Genomic DNA, 17395 nt, shown 5'->3' on the forward strand with positions numbered 1-17395 from the left:
CAGGGAGATCAGAATGTAAAAAGAATAAGCAGCCATATCACTAAAAAAGTCGCAGATAAATTAGAAGAGATATTTAAGAATGACAGAACACAGTTTGAAGAGAAATGGGAAAGTCTTGGCTTATTTGTTAAGTATGGTATGATGACCGACGATAAGTTTTTAGACAAGGCCAATAAATTTCATATTTTGCAGGATGCAAGCGATAATAAATTTTATACAATTGAAGAGTATAGAATAGCAACAGAAACACTGCAAAAAAATAAAGAAGGTAATTTAATTATTTTGTACACCACTAATCCTGTGCAGCAGGATGCACACATTCAGCAGGCTGTTACCAAAGATTATAAAGTGGTAAAGATGGAAACCATTATTGACAATGGCTTTATTCAGCAAATGGAAATGAAATGGGAGAAGGTGCAGTTTGTAAGAGTGGATAGCGATATAACAGATAATTTAATTGATAAACAGGAAGGTGGCGAAAGTGTGCTGAGTAAAGATGATGCAGCAAAACTTAAAGAATTATTTGGTGTAAAAATTCCTGAACTAAATGTTTCTGTAGAAGTAAAAGGATTAAGTAATGATGCGCCTCCGGTAGTAGCAACAAGGCCTGAGTTTATGCGCCGCATGAAGGATATGGCAGCTATGCAGGGGGCTGGCGGCATGGGAGCATTTTATGCAAATATGCCCGACGAAGTTACCCTTACAGTAAACGGTAATCACTCTGTATATAAAAATATTTTAGCGGAAGGTGCAAAAGAAAAGCAGCAAAAATTAGTGCACAATCTTGCAGATTTAGCATTGCTTTCCCAGGGATTATTAAAAGGTAACAGCCTTACAAATTTTATAAACCGCAGTGTGGAATTAATGGGGAATTAAAAAGATAATATCTTTTAAAAGAGGATTGTTTGCAAAAGTAATCCTCTTTTATTTTAGTTCTAAAATAGCGGCTTCTAAATATTGCATCTTTTGCGTATAGTAAATTTGCTTAAAACCAACTGCCAGTAATTCTTCTTTATACAATGGGTTTACATAGATGAGTGTTATGGGTCTCTGACTTATTTCAAAGCTCTCTAAAATGTTTTCTGCCACACCACTCATAATTACATCGTCAAAAGGATTGAACATAAAAATACAATCCACGTCGTTGGGTATTTCAAAATAAAAAGCATCGTTATTAATTACTTTATATTGCAAATTGGGAAATTGTTGTTGGGTGATACTAAGATTTTCTTCAGCAGCTTTGCAAAATTCTTTCGAAAAATCTATACCGGTTACTTTCCTAAATTCATTATGCGCTGCCACACATAAAGCCCTGCCTTTGCCACAGCCAATATCTAAAAAATGATTAAATGATGTGTTAGTTAAAAAGTTTAGTTGTTCAAACATTTCTTCCAGCACGGAGTAACTTACCGGCATGTAAATCGTGGAGTGGTCAGTATCAATTCCTCTTTCCTCCAGCGTTTTTAATTCATCGGCACCGGTTGTGGTAATGCCGTATTTTTTTTCTCCTTTTATTTCCTGCGATAAAATGTACTTTGCAATTTTTATATTCCATTTAGAGGCTAAGAAAAAAAAATATTTTATATAGGCTAATGCTTTCATTTGCAATTATTTTATAGAACTTAATCTCCTCCATCATCGGTTCTCCTAGGGGCGGAGAGGGCTATATCAATAACTTTCAATTGCAATGTAGTGCTGCCGTTCCATTCGTTTTCATCAATGGTAAAAACAATATCAACAGGTTTTTGCGTTTGCAGCAAATGAAATTTTGCAGCCATATTAAATCCAATACCTGTAAAAGTAAAATTATCCTGCTTAATAACAAACCTTATATGCAGGTCTTTTACAATTTTTGAATAGCCGGTATCAGTAACTTTTTTTGCAATAAAAACCGGCCGCATATTTTCCGGTCCAAAAGGCTCCATTTGGCAAATAATATTGTAGAAAGATTGGTTGAGGTTGCTGAATAAAATTTCAGTATCAATAATAATTTCAGGGATCAATAAATGATCTTCGATTGTGGAGGAAACTACAGCTTCAAATTTATTTGCAAATGCCTCCACATTCTCTGGTAACAAAGACATTCCAGCGGCTGCAAAATGCCCGCCATAGCCCAATAAATATTCCCTGCAGGCGTGTATTGCTTCGTACAAATTAAATCCGGGTACACTTCTGGCACTGCCTGCAGCCACTTCACCGCTTTGTGTAAGCACAACTGTGGGCCGGTAATATTTTTCAATCATGCGGCTGGCTACAATACCCACCACACCTTTATGCCAGTGATCTTTAAAAACAACAGTAGTTTTTTTATTTATTAGTTTCTCATCTGCATCAATTATTGCCAATGCTTCTTCTGTAATGCTGCTGTCAGCTTCTTTGCGGTCGCTGTTATCGCTGTGCAGCATTTCTGCAAATGCCAATGCTTTATTGTATTCGGGTTCAATAAAAAGTTGCACAGCTTTTCTTGCATCATCCATTCTGCCTGCGGCATTAACCCTTGGCGCAATTACAAAAACAACATTATTGATAGATAATTTTTTTTGAATGCCCCCTAAATGTATTAAAGCTTTTATACCGGGATTGGGGTTGTTGTTTATTTTTTCTAAACCATAAAAAGCCATGATCCTGTTTTCGCCTGTCATAGGCACAATATCTGCAGCAATAGCAGTAGCAACTAAATCTAAATAGCAATAATAATGTTCTTCTTCAATATTAAAATGTTGCGCCAATGCAGTAATTAATTTAAACCCAACCCCGCAACCACATAATTCTTTGTAAGGGTAGTAGCAATCTTTTTGTTTAGGATTAAGAATAGCAACTGCATCAGGTATTATCTCATCAGGTAAATGATGGTCGCAAATAATAAAATCTATCCCTAAAGTTTTTGCATAAGCAATAAGATCAACTGATTTAATACCACAGTCTAATGAAATGATTAAAGTAAAATTATTTGCTGCGGCAAAATCTATCCCCATTTTGCTTATACCATAACCTTCACGATAGCGGTGCGGTATATAAAAATCTAAAAGAGAATTGTCATAAATTTTACAAAGAAACTGGTACATGCAGGCCACACTGGTAGTGCCGTCCACATCATAGTCGCCAAATACTAAAATCTTTTCTTTTTTTTCAAACGCTGTGGTAATACGTTGCACAGCTTTGCCCATGTCCTTCATTAACCATGCATCGTGTAAGCCGGTTAGTTGCGGCCTGAAATATTCTTTTGCCTTTTCAAAATCGTCAATGGCCCTTTCAACTAGAATGCTGCATATGGTTTTATTAATTTTAAGCGATTGTTGCAAACTTTCAATTTTGCTTTCGTCGGCATGCAATATATTCCACCGTTTTTCCAAAAAAGTAATTTAGGGTTAAATAAAATTATTTTGATTGTTTTAAAATAATACTTCTTTCACCGCTCCAATCTTCTCTATTACCCCTTTAGGGGATAGGGGCTAATATTTTCTGTCAGTAGTGTACCGTACTAATTGTTCCAATGCTTTTCTCACTTCTCCATCTTTAAATTCATACAATATTTCCAGTGCTGCATCCCTGTACACCTTCATTTTTTCTTCAGCATACACAATTCCTCCAGCTTCTTCTACTGCATCTATCACTAGCTTTACTTTTTGGGGATTAGTGTTTTCATTCTTAATAATATAAATAAGCTCCCTTCTTTTTTTAGCATCAATTTTATTTAGGGTATATATTAATGGTAGTGTAAGTTTTTTCTCTTTTATATCGTTGCCGGTAGGTTTGCCAATATCTGCTTTTCCATAATCAAAAAGGTCATCTTTTATTTGAAAAGCAATGCCGGCCTTTTCTCCAAACAATTTCATTTTAGCTGTAACAGCAGCGTCTTTGCTGGTACTGTAGGCCCCAATAGCACATGCGGAAGATAACAGGGAAGCCGTTTTGTTTTTTATTATTTCAAAATAAATATCTTCTTCCAAATTAAGTTTTCGGGATTTTTCTATTTGAAGTAATTCGCCTTCGCTCATTTGTTTAACTGCTTCGGAAAGTATGTGTAAATGTTCAAAATCATCATTGGTAGTTGATAATAAAAGTCCTTTCGATAGCAGGTAGTCCCCAACTAAAACAGCTATCTTATTTTTCCATATTGCATTGATAGAAAAAAACCCCCTCCGTTCAAGAGATTCATCCACAACATCATCATGTACTAATGTCGCTGTATGTAATAATTCTACCAATGCTGCGGCTCTGTAGGTGCTTTCACTAATGTCACCATGCAGTTTCGCACTTAAAAAAACGAACATGGGCCTCAGTTGTTTGCCTTTTCGTTTAATGATGTATTTCATTATCCTGTCAAGTAAAGGCGTGCTGCTTTTAACAGCTTCGGCAAACTTTTTTTCAAAAATATTCAGTTCAGCTCCAATAATATCTGTTACAAATCTCATAGAAAATGAAAGCAATATAACACATGAAAAGCCGCTGTCAAACTATTTTATAATTTAGGAGTTACAAAATTATTAAGAAATAATTCTTTACAAATCAATAAATACTTTAACTTTAATGCAACGAAACTGTTGACTATGATGTCATTAGCCATTTAAATGCGGTATTTTTTGAGATTTTTTAACCAAAATTAAATGTTAAAAATTTTTGGTTAAATAATAGTCATTCAATACTTTTGCAATAAATCAACTCGTACACATTTAGAAATTTTATTAATTATTAAGTTATGACAAGCAAAAAGTACAAAATCTTATTAACCGCTTTTATCTTTTTTGCCCTTGGAGCATTTGCCCAGGTTGGCGGAAGTGGAAGCGTTTATGACTCCTCTGTCATTCCTGCTAAGGGAATGCCACAGCAAAATGAATTCTGGAATAAATCCTACAATTTTCCAGCTAAGCCACGTAACATGTGGGAAGTAGGCGTTTCTACTGGTATTTTTACCGTTAGTGGAGATGTTACATCAAAAGTTTTAACTGCTCCAAATTTTGGTGTTCATGTTAGAAAAGCTTTCGGTTATGTTTTTTCTTTAAGATTGCAGTACATCAATACTGTTGGTAAAGGAATGAACTGGCAAGGGGCTCAAAACTTTGGAAAAAATGCAGCCTGGAACCTTAATCAGGTAGTGGGTAAGCGCTATTTTTCTCCAGAAAGATTAAATTCAGGCACGGTAGTTTATAGCGATGGTGCTGGTGGTAGCGGACGTAATGCAACTCCAGACGTTGTATATTATAACTATAAAGCTAAAGTTCAGGATTTAGGTTTGCAGGGTATTGTTACTTTAAACAATATACGTTTTCATAAGAAAAAAACTGGTATAATTATTTATGGTGGTGGTGGTATTGGCGCTACACTGTATAATACATCTGTAAACGCTCTTGATGCAAATAATAATCCATACAGAACTTTATTTAATGGTATAACAAGCACAACTTATAAAAACCGTAAAGATGTGTTAGATGCTTTAAAAGCAGGTATGGATAAAACTTACGAAACTGCTGCTGAGAATCAAGGTACACGCCGTCCTAAAATTGGAAAAAATACTTTAAAACCATCTGGTACCGTATTGGCAGGCGTTGCCTTTAAATTAGGCAAAAGAGTTAATTTGGCTATTGAAGATAGATTTACATTTATTAAAGACGATTTATTGGATGGCCAGCGCTGGCAGGAACATGCATGGGGTGATGCTTCTTTAACCCGTGATTTTGATTCTTACAACTACGCATCTATTGGTTTAAACTTTAATCTTGGTGCTAAATCTGTTGAACCATTATGGTGGCAGAATCCATTGGATTATGCATATGATGAGTTAATGAATCATCGTAACCAAAAGATGCCAAAAGTTGAATGTCCGGATGCTGATGGTGATGGCGTTTGCGATCATTTAGACAGAGAACCAAACACACCAGCAGGTTGTAACGTAAACACTCATGGTGTTACTGCTGATACTGATGGTGATGGTGTACCTGATTGTAAGGATAAGCAATTAATTACTCCTACAGAATGTCAACCTGTTGACGCTGATGGTGTAGGTAAATGCCCTGATCCTGCTTGTTGCACAACAAGGGTTGACCCAATTAAAGATTGCCCAGCTGATTACCCAAGTATATCTTTTAAAGGTAATACTGCTGCATTAAGTGCAGATGCTAAAGCAATGTTGGCTACAGCTGCTGCTAAATTAAAGGCAAGCCCTAATTGTAACATTACAATTACAGGTTATCCTGAAACATCTAAAGCTTCTCAGGCAAATTGCCAAAAAAGAGTGGATGCAGCTAAAAATTACCTTGTTGAAAAAGAAGGAATAAGTGCAGACAGAATTACTACTAATTGCGAAATTGGTGGTGGCGACAAGAACACAGTTGATATAAAATCTAACTAATACAGATTTTCAAACTTTTCACTTTTTGCTCAATGATAGCCCTTCCGTTTTCGGGAGGGCTTTTTTTGTGCAGGACAGAAGACTAACAGACCATGGACGACAGACCATAATTAAGAACCTGGCACTGTCTCTCGTCCATGGTCTATCGTCTATTTATCAAACTCTTAACTACCAATTTTTGGTTGATTGTTTATTTACTGGCATTTTTGAGTAAATTCCTTTAATTTTGCATTCCTTTATATGAGAGTAACTAAAATTGTATTGGCCGCCCTTTTTTTATTAACCATTGCAACATCCTGCAATAAGTATAATAAAATTTACAAAAGCAAAGACTACGAGTATAAACTTAAAATGGCAGATGAATTATTTGCCAAAAAGAAATATAAAGTAGCACAGCAGTTATACGAAGAGTTATTTCCAGTATTTAAAGGCACTGCAAAATTTGAAGAGCTGTATTATAAAGACGCTTACTGTTTTTATTATATGAAGGATTATATGCAGGCGCAGGCTTTATTTAAAGGGTTTTTGGAAGTATTCCCAAACAGCCCTAAAGCAGAAGAAGTGGATTATTTGCATGCCTATTGTTTTTATAAACAATCGCCAAAGCTGGAGCTGGAGCAGGTTAACACAACCAAAGCAATTGGCATGATGCAGACTTTTATTAATACACACCCGGGTTCGGCTCGTATTAAAGAAGCAACAGAAATAATTGATATATGCAGGGCAAAGTTGGAGCAAAAAGAATATCGTTCTGCGGAGTTGTATTACAATTTAGGGCAGCACAGAGCTGCGGCAATTGCTTTTACCAACTTAATAAACAATTATCCTGAATCGGTAAAAGGGGATGAGTATAAACTGAAAATAGTAAAAGCGTATTATAAATTTGCAAAGCTTAGCTTTGTAGAGAAGCAGATTGAGCGTTACGAAAAAGTGATAAGCGAATATCAGGATTTTGCAGACCGCTACCCGGAAAGCAAATTATTAAAAGAAGCAGAGAGTTACAGTAATTTAAGTCAAAATAACATTAAAGCAATAAAATATGAGCAAACTACGTCGTCAGTTAACAGGTAATACCAGCAGTGTTGTAGAACCTAAAAGTTTATTTGATATAAAACAAAAAACAGGTAATGTGTACGAATCTATTGCTATAATTGCAAAACGTGCCAACCAGATTAACATTACTGTAAAGGAAGAACTGCATAATAAACTGGAAGAATTTGCCAGCCACACCGATAGCCTGGAAGAAATTCATGAAAACAAAGAGCAGATAGAAATTTCTAAAGCATACGAACGTATGCCAAACCCTGCTTTACTGGCTACAACAGAATTTATGGAAGATAAAGTGTACTTCCGCAGAAACGACGAAGACCTGTTTAGTTAATAACAGTAATAATTTAGCAATATTATTAACAGAAGAAGTTATAATTTTAACCCTTCTTGCCTTAAGCAAGAAGGGTTTTTTTATGCTGAAAGGAAAGAAAATTTTATTGGGTATTACAGGGAGTATTGCTGCTTATAAATCTGCAGTGCTCGTAAGGCATTTAATAAAACAGGGGGCTGAAGTAAAAGTGATTATGACCACGGCTGCTAAAGATTTTGTTACGCCACTTTCGCTATCCACTTTATCTAAAAACGATGTGCTTGCCGATATTACAGATAATGATACCTGGGCAAATCATGTAATGCTGGGCCGCTGGGCCGATATAATGCTGATAGCACCATTAAGTTGTAATACACTTGCAAAAATGGCCAATGGCTTATGCGATAACTTATTAATGGCGGTTTATTTATCTGCTACATGCCCTGTAGTAGTTGCCCCGGCTATGGATGAAGATATGTGGCACCACAACTCAACAATAGAAAACCTTAAAAAAATCGCATCGTTTAATAATCAAATAATTCCTGTAGAAAAAGGGGAGCTGGCAAGTGGTTTAGTAGGAGAAGGAAGAATGGCGGAACCTGAAAATATTGTAAACTGGCTGGAGAATTTTTTTTCAAACAAATTGGAATTAAAAGGAAAAAAGGTTTTAATAACTGCCGGCCCAACTTATGAAGCTATTGATCCAGTTCGTTTTATTGGTAACCACTCGTCCGGTAAAATGGGAGTTGCCATTGCCGAAGAAATGAAAAACCGTGGTGCTGATGTTACATTGGTTTTAGGCCCTTCAAATATTACCGTAACAGAAAATATTGAGGTGATTAGAGTAAAATCGGCCAATGAAATGTACGACGCCTGTATTAATCATTTTGAAAAAACTGATATTGCAGTAATGAGTGCAGCGGTAGCAGATTATACACCGGTTAGCACTGCATCTCAAAAAATAAAAAAAAATGACAGTATATTTAGTGTTGAACTAACTAAAACAAAAGACATTTTAAAATCGCTTGGCGAAAAAAAGAATAATAAACAATTGCTGGTGGGCTTTGCTTTAGAAACCAACAATGAAAAAGAGTATGCATTAAAAAAAATGAAAACAAAAAATGCTGACATGATTGTTTTAAATTCTTTAAACGATGCTGGCGCCGGGTTTGGACACGACACCAACAAAATCACTATTTTTGATAAACATAATAAGGAGTATAAGTTTGATAAGAAATCAAAAAAAGATGTGGCAATAGATATTGTAAACACCATCATTAAATTATTACATGCGTAAATTATTTTTTTTATTCCTGCTAACATTTGCCGCAGGTTTTTTACAGGCACAGGAGTTAAAGGCTACCGTAACAATTGTAAGCAACCAGGTGGGCAATGCTATAAACCCCAGTGTATTTAAAACACTGCAAACGGCTTTAAATAATTTTATGAATAACCGTAAATGGACGACTGATGTTTTTTTGCCCAACGAAAAAATAGCCTGCAGTTTTTTACTTAACCTGGACCAAACAGCAGACCTGAATATTTACAGTGCCAGTTTAACTATTCAGGCAGCCCGGCCAATTTTTAATACTTCTTATCTTTCTCCTATTATTAATTTTAGAGACGAAAACATTACTTTTAAATATACAGAATTTCAACAACTGGATTTTAATGAAAACAGGGTATCCGGCTCCGATGGATTAGTGTCTAACCTTACAGCAGTATTTGCTTACTATGCCAATATGATTTTAGCTTTTGATTACGATTCTTTTTCGCCCCGTGGTGGCGATGTTTATTTTCAAAAAGCACAAAATATTGTAAATAACGCACCCGATGGCAGGGGCATTAGTGGCTGGAAAGCTTTTGATGGCGTACGAAACCGCTACTGGCTGGTAGAAAATATGCTTAACAGCCGTTACACATTAATGCATGATGTGTATTATAATTATTACCGGCTTGGGATGGATAAATTTTATGAAGATGAAAGTACTGCCAGGGCAGAAATAATGAATGTATTAAACCTGCTTAATAATTTTAATACAGAGAACCCCAATAAAATGATCAACCAGTTTTTCTTCCAGGGAAAATCAACAGAGCTGGTAAAACTTTTTTTAAAAGCACCGCAGCAGGATAAAATGAGGGCATCGGAGCTATTGCAAAAAATGGATATTACCAACGCCAATAAATACAAAGACGAGTTGAAATGAGGTTGAAAAAAATTGTATTCATAGTTGCACTTTTTTTATTTTCCTGCGGAAATAAGAATGAAATGCCCAAAGGGATTTTAAAGCCAGCTAAAATGCAAAGCGTTTTATGGGATGTATTGCGTGAAGATGCATTTACAAATGATTTTATAAAAAAAGATTCAACAAAAAAGCCCGAAGCTGAAAGTGTAAAATTGCAGCAGCGGATTTTCGCCATTCATAAAGTTACCAAGGCAGAATTTTACGGCAGTTACAAATTCTACCTCAGTCATACAGAATTGCTGCAACCACTTTTAGACAGTATGATTGCCAAAGCAGAAAAAAATAAATACAGCGAAACAAAAGGAACCCAAACAACATTACCCGACTCTGTAATAGAAAAAATGAAATGAATAAAGTGTATAAAAACGCAGCCGAATCTATCAATGATATTAATGATGGCGCTGTAATAATGCTGGGAGGTTTTGGGTTGTGCGGTATTCCGGAAAATTGTATTGCCGCATTAGTAAATAAAAAAATTAAAAATTTAACCTGTATCTCCAACAATGCCGGTGTAGATGATTTTGGCATTGGATTGATGCTGCAACAGAAACAAGTGAAGAAAATGATTTCATCTTATGTTGGTGAAAATGCAGAATTTGAAAGACAATTATTAAGTGGCGAACTGGAAGTGGAACTGATACCACAGGGAAGTTTAGCAACACGGTGTATGGCATCGGGTTATGGCATGCCTGCAATTTTTACACCAGCTGGTGTAGGAACCGAAGTGGCCGATGGAAAAGAAACAAGAACATTTAATGGCAAAGAATATTTAATGGAATATGCTTTTGATGCTGATTATGCAATTGTAAAAGCATGGAAAGGGGATACTGACGGTAATTTAATTTACAAAGCAACAGCCCGAAATTTTAATCCTTTAATGGCAATGGCGGGTAAAATAACCATTGCCGAAGTAGAGGAGCTTGTGCCGGCGGGGGAGTTAGATCCTAATCAAATACATACACCAGGAATTTATGTGCATAGAATTTTTAAGGGTGAAAATTATGAGAAAAGAATTGAGCAGCGTACTACAGCCCCCTCCGCCCCCTGAAGGGGAACTGGCAGTATGTAACTTTGTATAGCATTTAATTTTCATTCAGTTTTACATTAGAGATTGATTAATTTATAAACTTTAAAACTAAGTTCTCCGCCGTGGCGGAGACAGGGGTATGGCTTTAACAAAAGAACAAATAGCACAACGTATTGCACAGGAATTAAAAGATGGCTACTATGTTAATCTTGGTATAGGTATTCCCACATTAGTTGCTAATTATATTCCTGCTGGTGTAAACGTTGTATTGCAAAGCGAAAACGGTTTGCTTGGCATGGGGCCTTTTCCGATAGCTGGTAAAGAAGATGCAGATTTAATTAATGCAGGTAAACAAACTATTACTACCGTACCCGGATCCGCTTTTTTTGATAGTGCGATGAGCTTTGGAATGATACGGGCCGGTAAAGTTGATCTTACAGTATTGGGTGCGATGGAAGTAAGCGAAAACGGAGACATAGCCTATTGGAAAATACCGGGTAAAATGGTAAAAGGAATGGGAGGCGCAATGGATTTAGTTGCAGCTGCAAAAAATATCATTGTTGCAATGATGCACACTAATCCTAAAGGGGAGAGTAAATTGTTACCGCAATGCACTTTGCCATTAACCGGAAAAAATTGTGTAAGAAAAATTGTAACAGAATTGGCCGTGGTAGAAGTTACAGATAAGGGGTTTAAATTATTAGAAAGGGCGCCGGGTGTTTCTGTTGAGGAGATTATTGCAAAAACTGCCGGTAAATTAGTAGCCGAAGGGGAAATACCCGAAATGATTTTTTAAATTTTACATTATTCTTCATATTTTCTTTATACCCAATCCTGTTCAGTTTTGTTTACGTAAATTTATAACTCCTTCTAGCCTGTATGTGGTTAAAGTAACCGCTAAAATATTTTTTTGAAAAAAACATACCGTATCATACTACGTGTAACTGCAGTTGCCGTAATACTTTTTATTTGCGCCTGGCTTTTTTTGTGGGGGTATATAACTTACAACAAAGCATCTATTCTTGAAAAAGTAAAAACAGGAATCAACAGGCAAATAAAAGGAAAAATTGAAATAGAAAATCTCTCTACAAATTTTTTCTATAATTTCCCAAATATTTCTATCCGCCTTTCTAATGTTAGTATTAAAGATTCTTTATGGAATAACCATCGCCACGATTTTTTAAAGGCTGAAAATATTTATGCACGCCTTCAGCTTTTTAGTCTTTTTTCGGGTAAACCTGCAGTGGCAAAAGTTACGGTGGAAAATGCTGTGATTTATTATTACACTGATACACTCGGCAATGCTAATCTAGTAAAAGCAAATGAAACAGCCGAAGAAAATAAAGGCGGTAAGATACCCAGCCTGTTATTTAAAAATACAAGAATCATTTTTGATTACCCCGGCCGCAATAAATTTCATGATGTAGAATTTAAAAAAATGGAGTGTGATATTGTATCCACTGACAGCGGGCAATTATTTAAGATAAATATCAATGCTTTTGTACACGGCCTTGGGTTTAATACCACCAAAGGAAGTTATCTAAAAGAAAAATTACTTTCAGGCGATTTTAATTTACAGTTTACTAAATCAAAAAATATACTTTTCAATAACATTAAATTGTACATAGATAAGCAGCCTTTTTTATTTACAGGTAATTTCTCCACCACAGAAAAGAAATTTTCTCTTGCGATAAAAACACAAAAAATAGATTTTAAAAAAGCCATTAGCCTGCTTACACAAACAACGCAGCAAAAATTTAATGCATTTAATATTTTACAACCGGTTGATATCAATGCCGAATTAATTGGGCCAACTCTTTATAAAACAATCCCTCTTACAGCTATTCTTTTTGCTGTAAAAGATGCTGATATAGAAACGCCTGCCGGTCAGTTTAATAAATGTTCTTTTGCAGGAGATTTTACCAACGAGATTGATCCCGGTAAGCCAAGGCTGGATGATAATTCTAAATTTTCTTTGCAGGAATTTAAGGCGAGCTGGGAAAATATTTTATTAACTGCAAATAAAATTGAAGTATCCAATCTTTTAAAACCATTTTTAAAATGTGATCTGCATTCTGATTTTAAGCTTGCTGCACTAAATGATTTAACAGAGAGTACTACCATGCGTTTTATAAAAGGCAATGGAGAAATGAATATTAACTATAAAGGTTCGCTTACTGATAATGATACAATTGCTACTGTGATGAATGGCAATATACTTTTAAAAGACGCTGCAATAAATTATTTACCAAGAAATATTACACTTGATAAAATGCAGGGTAATTTTGTTTTTAAAAATAAAGATTTAATTATTGAACAGTTGAAAGCACAGGCAGGAACTACTCAGCTTAATATGAATGGTGAAGTAAAAAACTTAACGGAATTAATTTATACTTATCCAGAAAAATTAGTTTTAGAATGGACTGTAGCAACGCCAAATCTTGATCTGGATGACTTTATTAATTTTTTAGGAAAAAAATCAAAAAGAGCAGCAAAGAAAATGCCGGGTAAAAATAAGCTTATTCGTATGGCTAATAAAATTGACGATATGCTGGAATATGGCACGGCAAATTTAAATGTGCAGGCCGCAAGATTAAATTATAAAAAATTTACTGCAACAAATTTTAATACCTCTGTTTCATTGCTGCAAAGTCAAATTATTTTAAATAATGCTAAATTAAATCATGCTGGCGGCAGTATGTCATTCAATGGTTCGTTAACGGATAATGGCACAGCCAACGCAGTTAAAATGCAATCTGTAATTACCAATACTGATATTCCGGCTTTGTTTAAATCCTTTAACAATTTTGGGCAGGATGCTATAACCGGCGAGAATATGAAAGGGCAGTTATCCGGTGCTGTTAACCTTACTGCAAATCTTTCGGACAAAGGAATTATAAACAGTAACAGTTTAGCCAGTATTGTAAAGTTTAGTGTAATAAACGGAGAGCTTAACAATTTTGAACCGCTGCAAAAAGTTGCCGCATCATTATTTAAAAAAAGAGATTTTTCCAGCGTTCGTTTTGCAGAATTAAATAATACACTTACTGTAAACGGCAGTGCCATCAGTTTTGATAAAATGGAAATTCGATCTAATGTATTTACCATGTTTGTTGGTGGTGTGTACGATACAAAAAAAGGAACGGATATGACTATTGAATTACCATTAAGCAATCTTAAAAAAATTGCTGATGACGAGGAGGTAATAAAAAAAGGAAAAACGGGTGCTAAAATAAGGCTTCGTGCCAAAACCGGCGATGATGGAAAATTAAAAGTAAGCTGGAATCCTTTTAATAATGGCAAAAAAGCAAAGGAGAAAAAATAAAATTAAAATAAAACAGTTAAAATAATTTAAGTCCGTAATGCCCTATCAAAGTGAATATAACACAACGGCAGGCTACACCAACACAACACCAGGTAAGCAATTTTTTTAAGTCTGCATTTAAGCCAACGCCTACCGCAATACTTATTGGTGCGCCAACAGACATGGTGCCAAAAAAACCTAATCCAACAATGCCATATTTCTCCCAAATTTTATGTACCATGGGGTGTTTATACTTTTTCTCTTCTTTGGGTTTGTTTTTATAAAAGAATGCCCTGATTTTATCGCCGAGGAATGCAGCCACAAAAACACCCACCAATCCGCCGGTGATACTTGCAAAAAATATTACCCATGGTGAAAGACCAAATGCAAAACCTGCAGGAATAGCAGCATAAATTTCAAACGTGGCAAGCGCTGCAACTGTTAGTATTTTTAAAAACATAATTTTATTGAGAACTCAATTTTTTGTAGCGGTGAAATTAGTTGAAACTGGCGAATTAATTTTTATATGCATGTTATTTTTTAAATACTGCAAGAATGCTGTCTGTTTGACTATAAAAAAAAGAGTACCTGGTTTTTCCAAATACTCTTTTCCAATCATACTATTGAAGCTTAATTCAAATTCAGCGATTTATCCTTTGGATATTTTACACTGTAGCTTATCCGTACTTTCTTTACTTCGCCTGGGGCCAATTTTAATTTCCAGGTAAGTACACCGGTTTCGTCATTAACTGCGGCATCATTACTTTCTAATAATTCCACTTCCACTTCTTTATTTTGCGATACAGGATACTGCTCTTTCAACAGCATATTTACTGCATCTTTTTTGTTATTCTTTACCGTAATTTCATAAGTGAAAATTTGTTTTTTATTTGTGCCTAAAAATTTTACGCTGCTAAAGTCTTTTAATTTTTCTCTTTTAACCACCACTCTTTTATCTCTGCCCATTGTTAAGTTAATTGTATCCATTGTAGATGATGGATCAATAAAAGACTTCCCTATATAAGTGCCTTCAAAAATAATATTGGCTTCGCCGGGTAAAAGATTTAAGCCTTCCCAATCGGCAACTTCTGCCAGCAGAAAAGCATCTTTATCTAATTTAGGAACAGCATAATATTTATAGATTGCCGGTACATCATATTCTTTTAAAGTAGCCGTTTGTGCTTTACCATTGGTGGGTACATCGTAAGGCAGATCAATAGTAAAAGTTACATCCAGTTCCCTGTCTGCAACTGAAATATAATCATCCAGCCCATCTTTTAATGTAATAACAACAACACCATTATTACCTCTTGCTCCATAAATTGCAGTTGCTGCCGATGCCTGTAAAACCTGAATATCCTTAATGCTGCTTTCATCAATGCCTGCAATACTTCCTGCATCCATTTGTACACCGTTTACCATAAAGATTGGAGAAGCATTTCCGTTAACAGATCTTGCGCCTCTTATTTTAATTCCGTATCCGGTAGTTACAACTTCATTTAATTGTACACCTGCTGTTGCTCCACTTAATTCTTTTTTAAAAGCAGATTGATCAAAAGCCTGAATCGTATTCATCATGGTAAGGCTCTTGTTATATTTTTCTACCGGATTTATATAACTTAAAAACCATGCTTTAAAAATTGGCGCATTGCCTGTTTGTGTTGGTGTAGAAGTGGAGAGTGATAATTTCACCTGCTTCCAGTCGATGCCCGTTGTTTGAAAAATTTTTGCCCTGTAAATTAATTTTAACGGAGTACTTAAGCTGTTTGCTTTTAAATCGTAAAAAGCATTCCAGTAAGCATTGCTGGTTATGTAAGTAATTTCAAAATCGTATTTACCTGCAATGGCACAGTTAAGTTGCAGTACAAGGTTGCCGGTGCTTTTATTATTCTTTTTTTCTTCTTCTGCAATTTGAGTAACTATTTTTTGCAGTTGTCCTGTCAGCTTATCTTTCTTTTGTTTTTGCTGCGCCAGTTCCAATTGCAGCTCTGCCGATTTAAATTTGTAGTAATCCATCAGCTTCATTAACTCGGCCACACTCAAACCGGTTTGTGTGCCTTTTATTTCTTTGTTGGCTTTTAATACGGTTAAAAGATCGGTTGTAATACTTTCATTCAATTTTATCTTATCTATTTCGGTAGTTATTTTTTCAACTGAATCTTCCAGCATTTTAATCCTGGGGCTTTTTATTTCTTCTTTCAAATAATCAGTATTAAACTCTATACCCATAACCGTAACATTATCACTGGTTTTTAGCTGCACACTATTTATCTCCAAAGCGTTACTTAAATTTTCAATAATAAGTTCCGAATTCCCTTTAACTAAATTTACTTTGGCAGCATGTGTCATCTCGGCACCTGCACGGTAAACTGTAACCGCATTCAATTCTGCCTTTACCTTTGGTTTTTCTTCATAAGCAAAAGAACAAAGGGAGACTGTTAAGAGTAAAATGATTGAAAAATACTTTTTCATAAATGTTTTTTCTTTCTGATGATAATAAGAATTGAATTACATAAATAAAAAATCCCCCCGAAAATTAATCCGGAGGAACGCTGGCATGCAATCGTAGTTTGTTTTGATATTAAACAGTTCTGGGTGCAGCGGCTAAAATTTCTTCGCTGGCGCCGCTGGCATATTTTTCAAAATTTTGTACAAATTCTTTTGCAAGCTCCTGTGCTTTTTTATCAAAAGCTTCGGGTGTAGGCCAGGTGTTTCTTGCATTTAATATTTCGCTGGGTACATTAGGGCAGGTTTTAGGAATATGCAGTTTAAACCATGGTGTGGTATCGTACTCTACATTATCTAACTGGCCTTCTAACGCTGCGGTAATCATGGCACGGGTATGGCTTAGTTTCATGCGTTTGCCAATGCCATAAGGCCCGCCGTTCCAGCCGGTATTTACCAACCATACTTTTACATTATGTTCTTTCATTTTTTTACCCAGCATCTCTGCATATTTTGCAGGGTGCAATGGTAAAAAAGGTGCACCAAAGCAGGCGCTGAAAGTACTTTTAGGTTCGGTAACGCCAGCTTCGGTACCAGCTACCTTGGCCGTGTAGCCGCTAATAAACTGATACATGGTTTGGCCTGGTGTTAATTTACTTATTGG

15 protein-coding genes and 1 pseudogene are annotated in these 17395 nt (G+C 35.5%); 10 read left to right on the forward strand and 6 right to left on the reverse strand.

Translation table 11 applies throughout. The features are described 5' to 3' along the window. Positions 1–876: pseudogene (locus ACY651_RS17570) on the forward strand (molecular chaperone HtpG); the annotation flags it as partial. A 48-nt stretch (positions 877–924) separates the two neighbouring features. On the opposite strand, the gene ACY651_RS17575 reads toward ACY651_RS17570, so the two are convergent. The 3 genes from ACY651_RS17575 to ACY651_RS17585 form a co-directional block, all read right to left on the reverse strand. Further along, on the reverse strand, positions 925–1602 hold the full coding sequence (locus ACY651_RS17575) for a class I SAM-dependent methyltransferase (protein WP_462254805.1): 678 nt from the start codon (positions 1600–1602) through the stop codon (positions 925–927). A gap of 20 nt (positions 1603–1622) precedes the next feature. Continuing rightward, positions 1623–3353, reverse strand: a complete 1731-nt coding sequence (gene recJ, locus ACY651_RS17580; RefSeq protein ID WP_462254806.1) for a single-stranded-DNA-specific exonuclease RecJ — start codon at positions 3351–3353, stop codon at positions 1623–1625. Positions 3354–3452: 99 nt separating this feature from the next. Next, positions 3453–4415, reverse strand: coding sequence for a polyprenyl synthetase family protein (locus ACY651_RS17585; RefSeq protein ID WP_462254807.1), 963 nt, complete (start codon positions 4413–4415; stop codon positions 3453–3455). A 284-nt stretch (positions 4416–4699) separates the two neighbouring features. On the opposite strand from ACY651_RS17585, the gene ACY651_RS17590 reads away from it, so the two are divergent. The 9 genes from ACY651_RS17590 to ACY651_RS17630 all read left to right on the forward strand — a co-directional run bounded on the left by ACY651_RS17590 (position 4700) and on the right by ACY651_RS17630 (position 14307). Next, positions 4700–6349 (forward strand): OmpA family protein, encoded by a 1650-nt coding sequence (locus ACY651_RS17590; RefSeq protein WP_462254808.1) that lies wholly within the window; start codon positions 4700–4702, stop codon positions 6347–6349. A gap of 240 nt (positions 6350–6589) precedes the next feature. Beyond that, positions 6590–7420 carry an outer membrane protein assembly factor BamD gene (locus ACY651_RS17595; RefSeq protein WP_462254809.1) on the forward strand — a complete coding sequence of 277 codons (831 nt, stop codon included), beginning with the start codon at positions 6590–6592 and terminating at the stop codon, positions 7418–7420. Beyond that, entirely contained in the window at positions 7389–7730 is a 342-nt protein-coding gene (locus ACY651_RS17600; RefSeq protein WP_462254810.1) for a DNA-directed RNA polymerase subunit omega, read from the forward strand. Before ACY651_RS17595 ends, ACY651_RS17600 begins: the two co-directional genes overlap by 32 nt. A gap of 82 nt (positions 7731–7812) precedes the next feature. Then, positions 7813–9006 (forward strand): bifunctional phosphopantothenoylcysteine decarboxylase/phosphopantothenate--cysteine ligase CoaBC, encoded by a 1194-nt coding sequence (coaBC, locus tag ACY651_RS17605; protein WP_462254811.1) that lies wholly within the window; start codon positions 7813–7815, stop codon positions 9004–9006. Further along, the gene (gene porD / locus ACY651_RS17610; protein ID WP_462254812.1) at positions 8999–9916 is read left to right on the forward strand and encodes a type IX secretion system protein PorD; all 918 of its coding nucleotides are present in this window, start codon (positions 8999–9001) and stop codon (positions 9914–9916) included. Before coaBC ends, porD begins: the two co-directional genes overlap by 8 nt. A gap of 62 nt (positions 9917–9978) precedes the next feature. Then, positions 9979–10305 (forward strand): DUF4296 domain-containing protein, encoded by a 327-nt coding sequence (locus ACY651_RS17615; RefSeq protein ID WP_462254813.1) that lies wholly within the window; start codon positions 9979–9981, stop codon positions 10303–10305. Next, on the forward strand, positions 10302–11003 hold the full coding sequence (locus ACY651_RS17620; RefSeq protein WP_462254814.1) for a CoA transferase subunit A: 702 nt from the start codon (positions 10302–10304) through the stop codon (positions 11001–11003). The genes ACY651_RS17615 and ACY651_RS17620 overlap by 4 nt, the downstream gene beginning before the upstream one ends. 118 nt (positions 11004–11121) lie before the next feature. Beyond that, on the forward strand, positions 11122–11778 hold the full coding sequence (locus ACY651_RS17625) for a CoA transferase subunit B (RefSeq protein ID WP_462254815.1): 657 nt from the start codon (positions 11122–11124) through the stop codon (positions 11776–11778). Positions 11779–11892: 114 nt separating this feature from the next. After that, positions 11893–14307, forward strand: a complete 2415-nt coding sequence (locus tag ACY651_RS17630) for an AsmA family protein (protein ID WP_462254816.1) — start codon at positions 11893–11895, stop codon at positions 14305–14307. Between the two features lie 16 nt (positions 14308–14323). Here ACY651_RS17630 and ACY651_RS17635 read toward each other — a convergent pair whose 3' ends face one another. The 3 genes from ACY651_RS17635 to ACY651_RS17645 form a co-directional block, all read right to left on the reverse strand. Next, the gene (locus ACY651_RS17635) at positions 14324–14746 is read right to left on the reverse strand and encodes a small multi-drug export protein (protein WP_462254817.1); all 423 of its coding nucleotides are present in this window, start codon (positions 14744–14746) and stop codon (positions 14324–14326) included. A gap of 170 nt (positions 14747–14916) precedes the next feature. Further along, positions 14917–16758, reverse strand: a complete 1842-nt coding sequence (locus ACY651_RS17640; RefSeq protein WP_462254818.1) for a mucoidy inhibitor MuiA family protein — start codon at positions 16756–16758, stop codon at positions 14917–14919. Between the two features lie 109 nt (positions 16759–16867). Then, the coding region (locus tag ACY651_RS17645) for a phosphoenolpyruvate carboxykinase (ATP) (protein ID WP_462254819.1) at positions 16868–17395 on the reverse strand (528 nt) is incomplete at its 5' end.

Source organism: Ferruginibacter sp. (assembly GCF_031391665.1).
Lineage (GTDB): Bacteria > Bacteroidota > Bacteroidia > Chitinophagales > Chitinophagaceae > Ferruginibacter.

What these genes read in the sequence shown, in the direction of transcription:
- ACY651_RS17625 (WP_462254815.1), top strand. Translation starts at nt 11,122, where the DNA reads ATGGCTTTAACAAAAGAACAAATAGCACAACGTATTGCACAGGAATTA.
- porD (WP_462254812.1), top strand. Translation starts at nt 8,999, where the DNA reads ATGCGTAAATTATTTTTTTTATTCCTGCTAACATTTGCCGCAGGTTTT.
- coaBC (WP_462254811.1), top strand. Translation starts at nt 7,813, where the DNA reads ATGCTGAAAGGAAAGAAAATTTTATTGGGTATTACAGGGAGTATTGCT.
- ACY651_RS17585 (WP_462254807.1), bottom strand. Translation starts at nt 4,415, where the DNA reads ATGAGATTTGTAACAGATATTATTGGAGCTGAACTGAATATTTTTGAA.
- ACY651_RS17575 (WP_462254805.1), bottom strand. Translation starts at nt 1,602, where the DNA reads ATGAAAGCATTAGCCTATATAAAATATTTTTTTTTCTTAGCCTCTAAA.
- ACY651_RS17635 (WP_462254817.1), bottom strand. Translation starts at nt 14,746, where the DNA reads ATGTTTTTAAAAATACTAACAGTTGCAGCGCTTGCCACGTTTGAAATT.
- ACY651_RS17615 (WP_462254813.1), top strand. Translation starts at nt 9,979, where the DNA reads ATGCCCAAAGGGATTTTAAAGCCAGCTAAAATGCAAAGCGTTTTATGG.
- ACY651_RS17600 (WP_462254810.1), top strand. Translation starts at nt 7,389, where the DNA reads ATGAGCAAACTACGTCGTCAGTTAACAGGTAATACCAGCAGTGTTGTA.
- ACY651_RS17595 (WP_462254809.1), top strand. Translation starts at nt 6,590, where the DNA reads ATGAGAGTAACTAAAATTGTATTGGCCGCCCTTTTTTTATTAACCATT.
- ACY651_RS17620 (WP_462254814.1), top strand. Translation starts at nt 10,302, where the DNA reads ATGAATAAAGTGTATAAAAACGCAGCCGAATCTATCAATGATATTAAT.
- ACY651_RS17590 (WP_462254808.1), top strand. Translation starts at nt 4,700, where the DNA reads ATGACAAGCAAAAAGTACAAAATCTTATTAACCGCTTTTATCTTTTTT.
- ACY651_RS17640 (WP_462254818.1), bottom strand. Translation starts at nt 16,758, where the DNA reads ATGAAAAAGTATTTTTCAATCATTTTACTCTTAACAGTCTCCCTTTGT.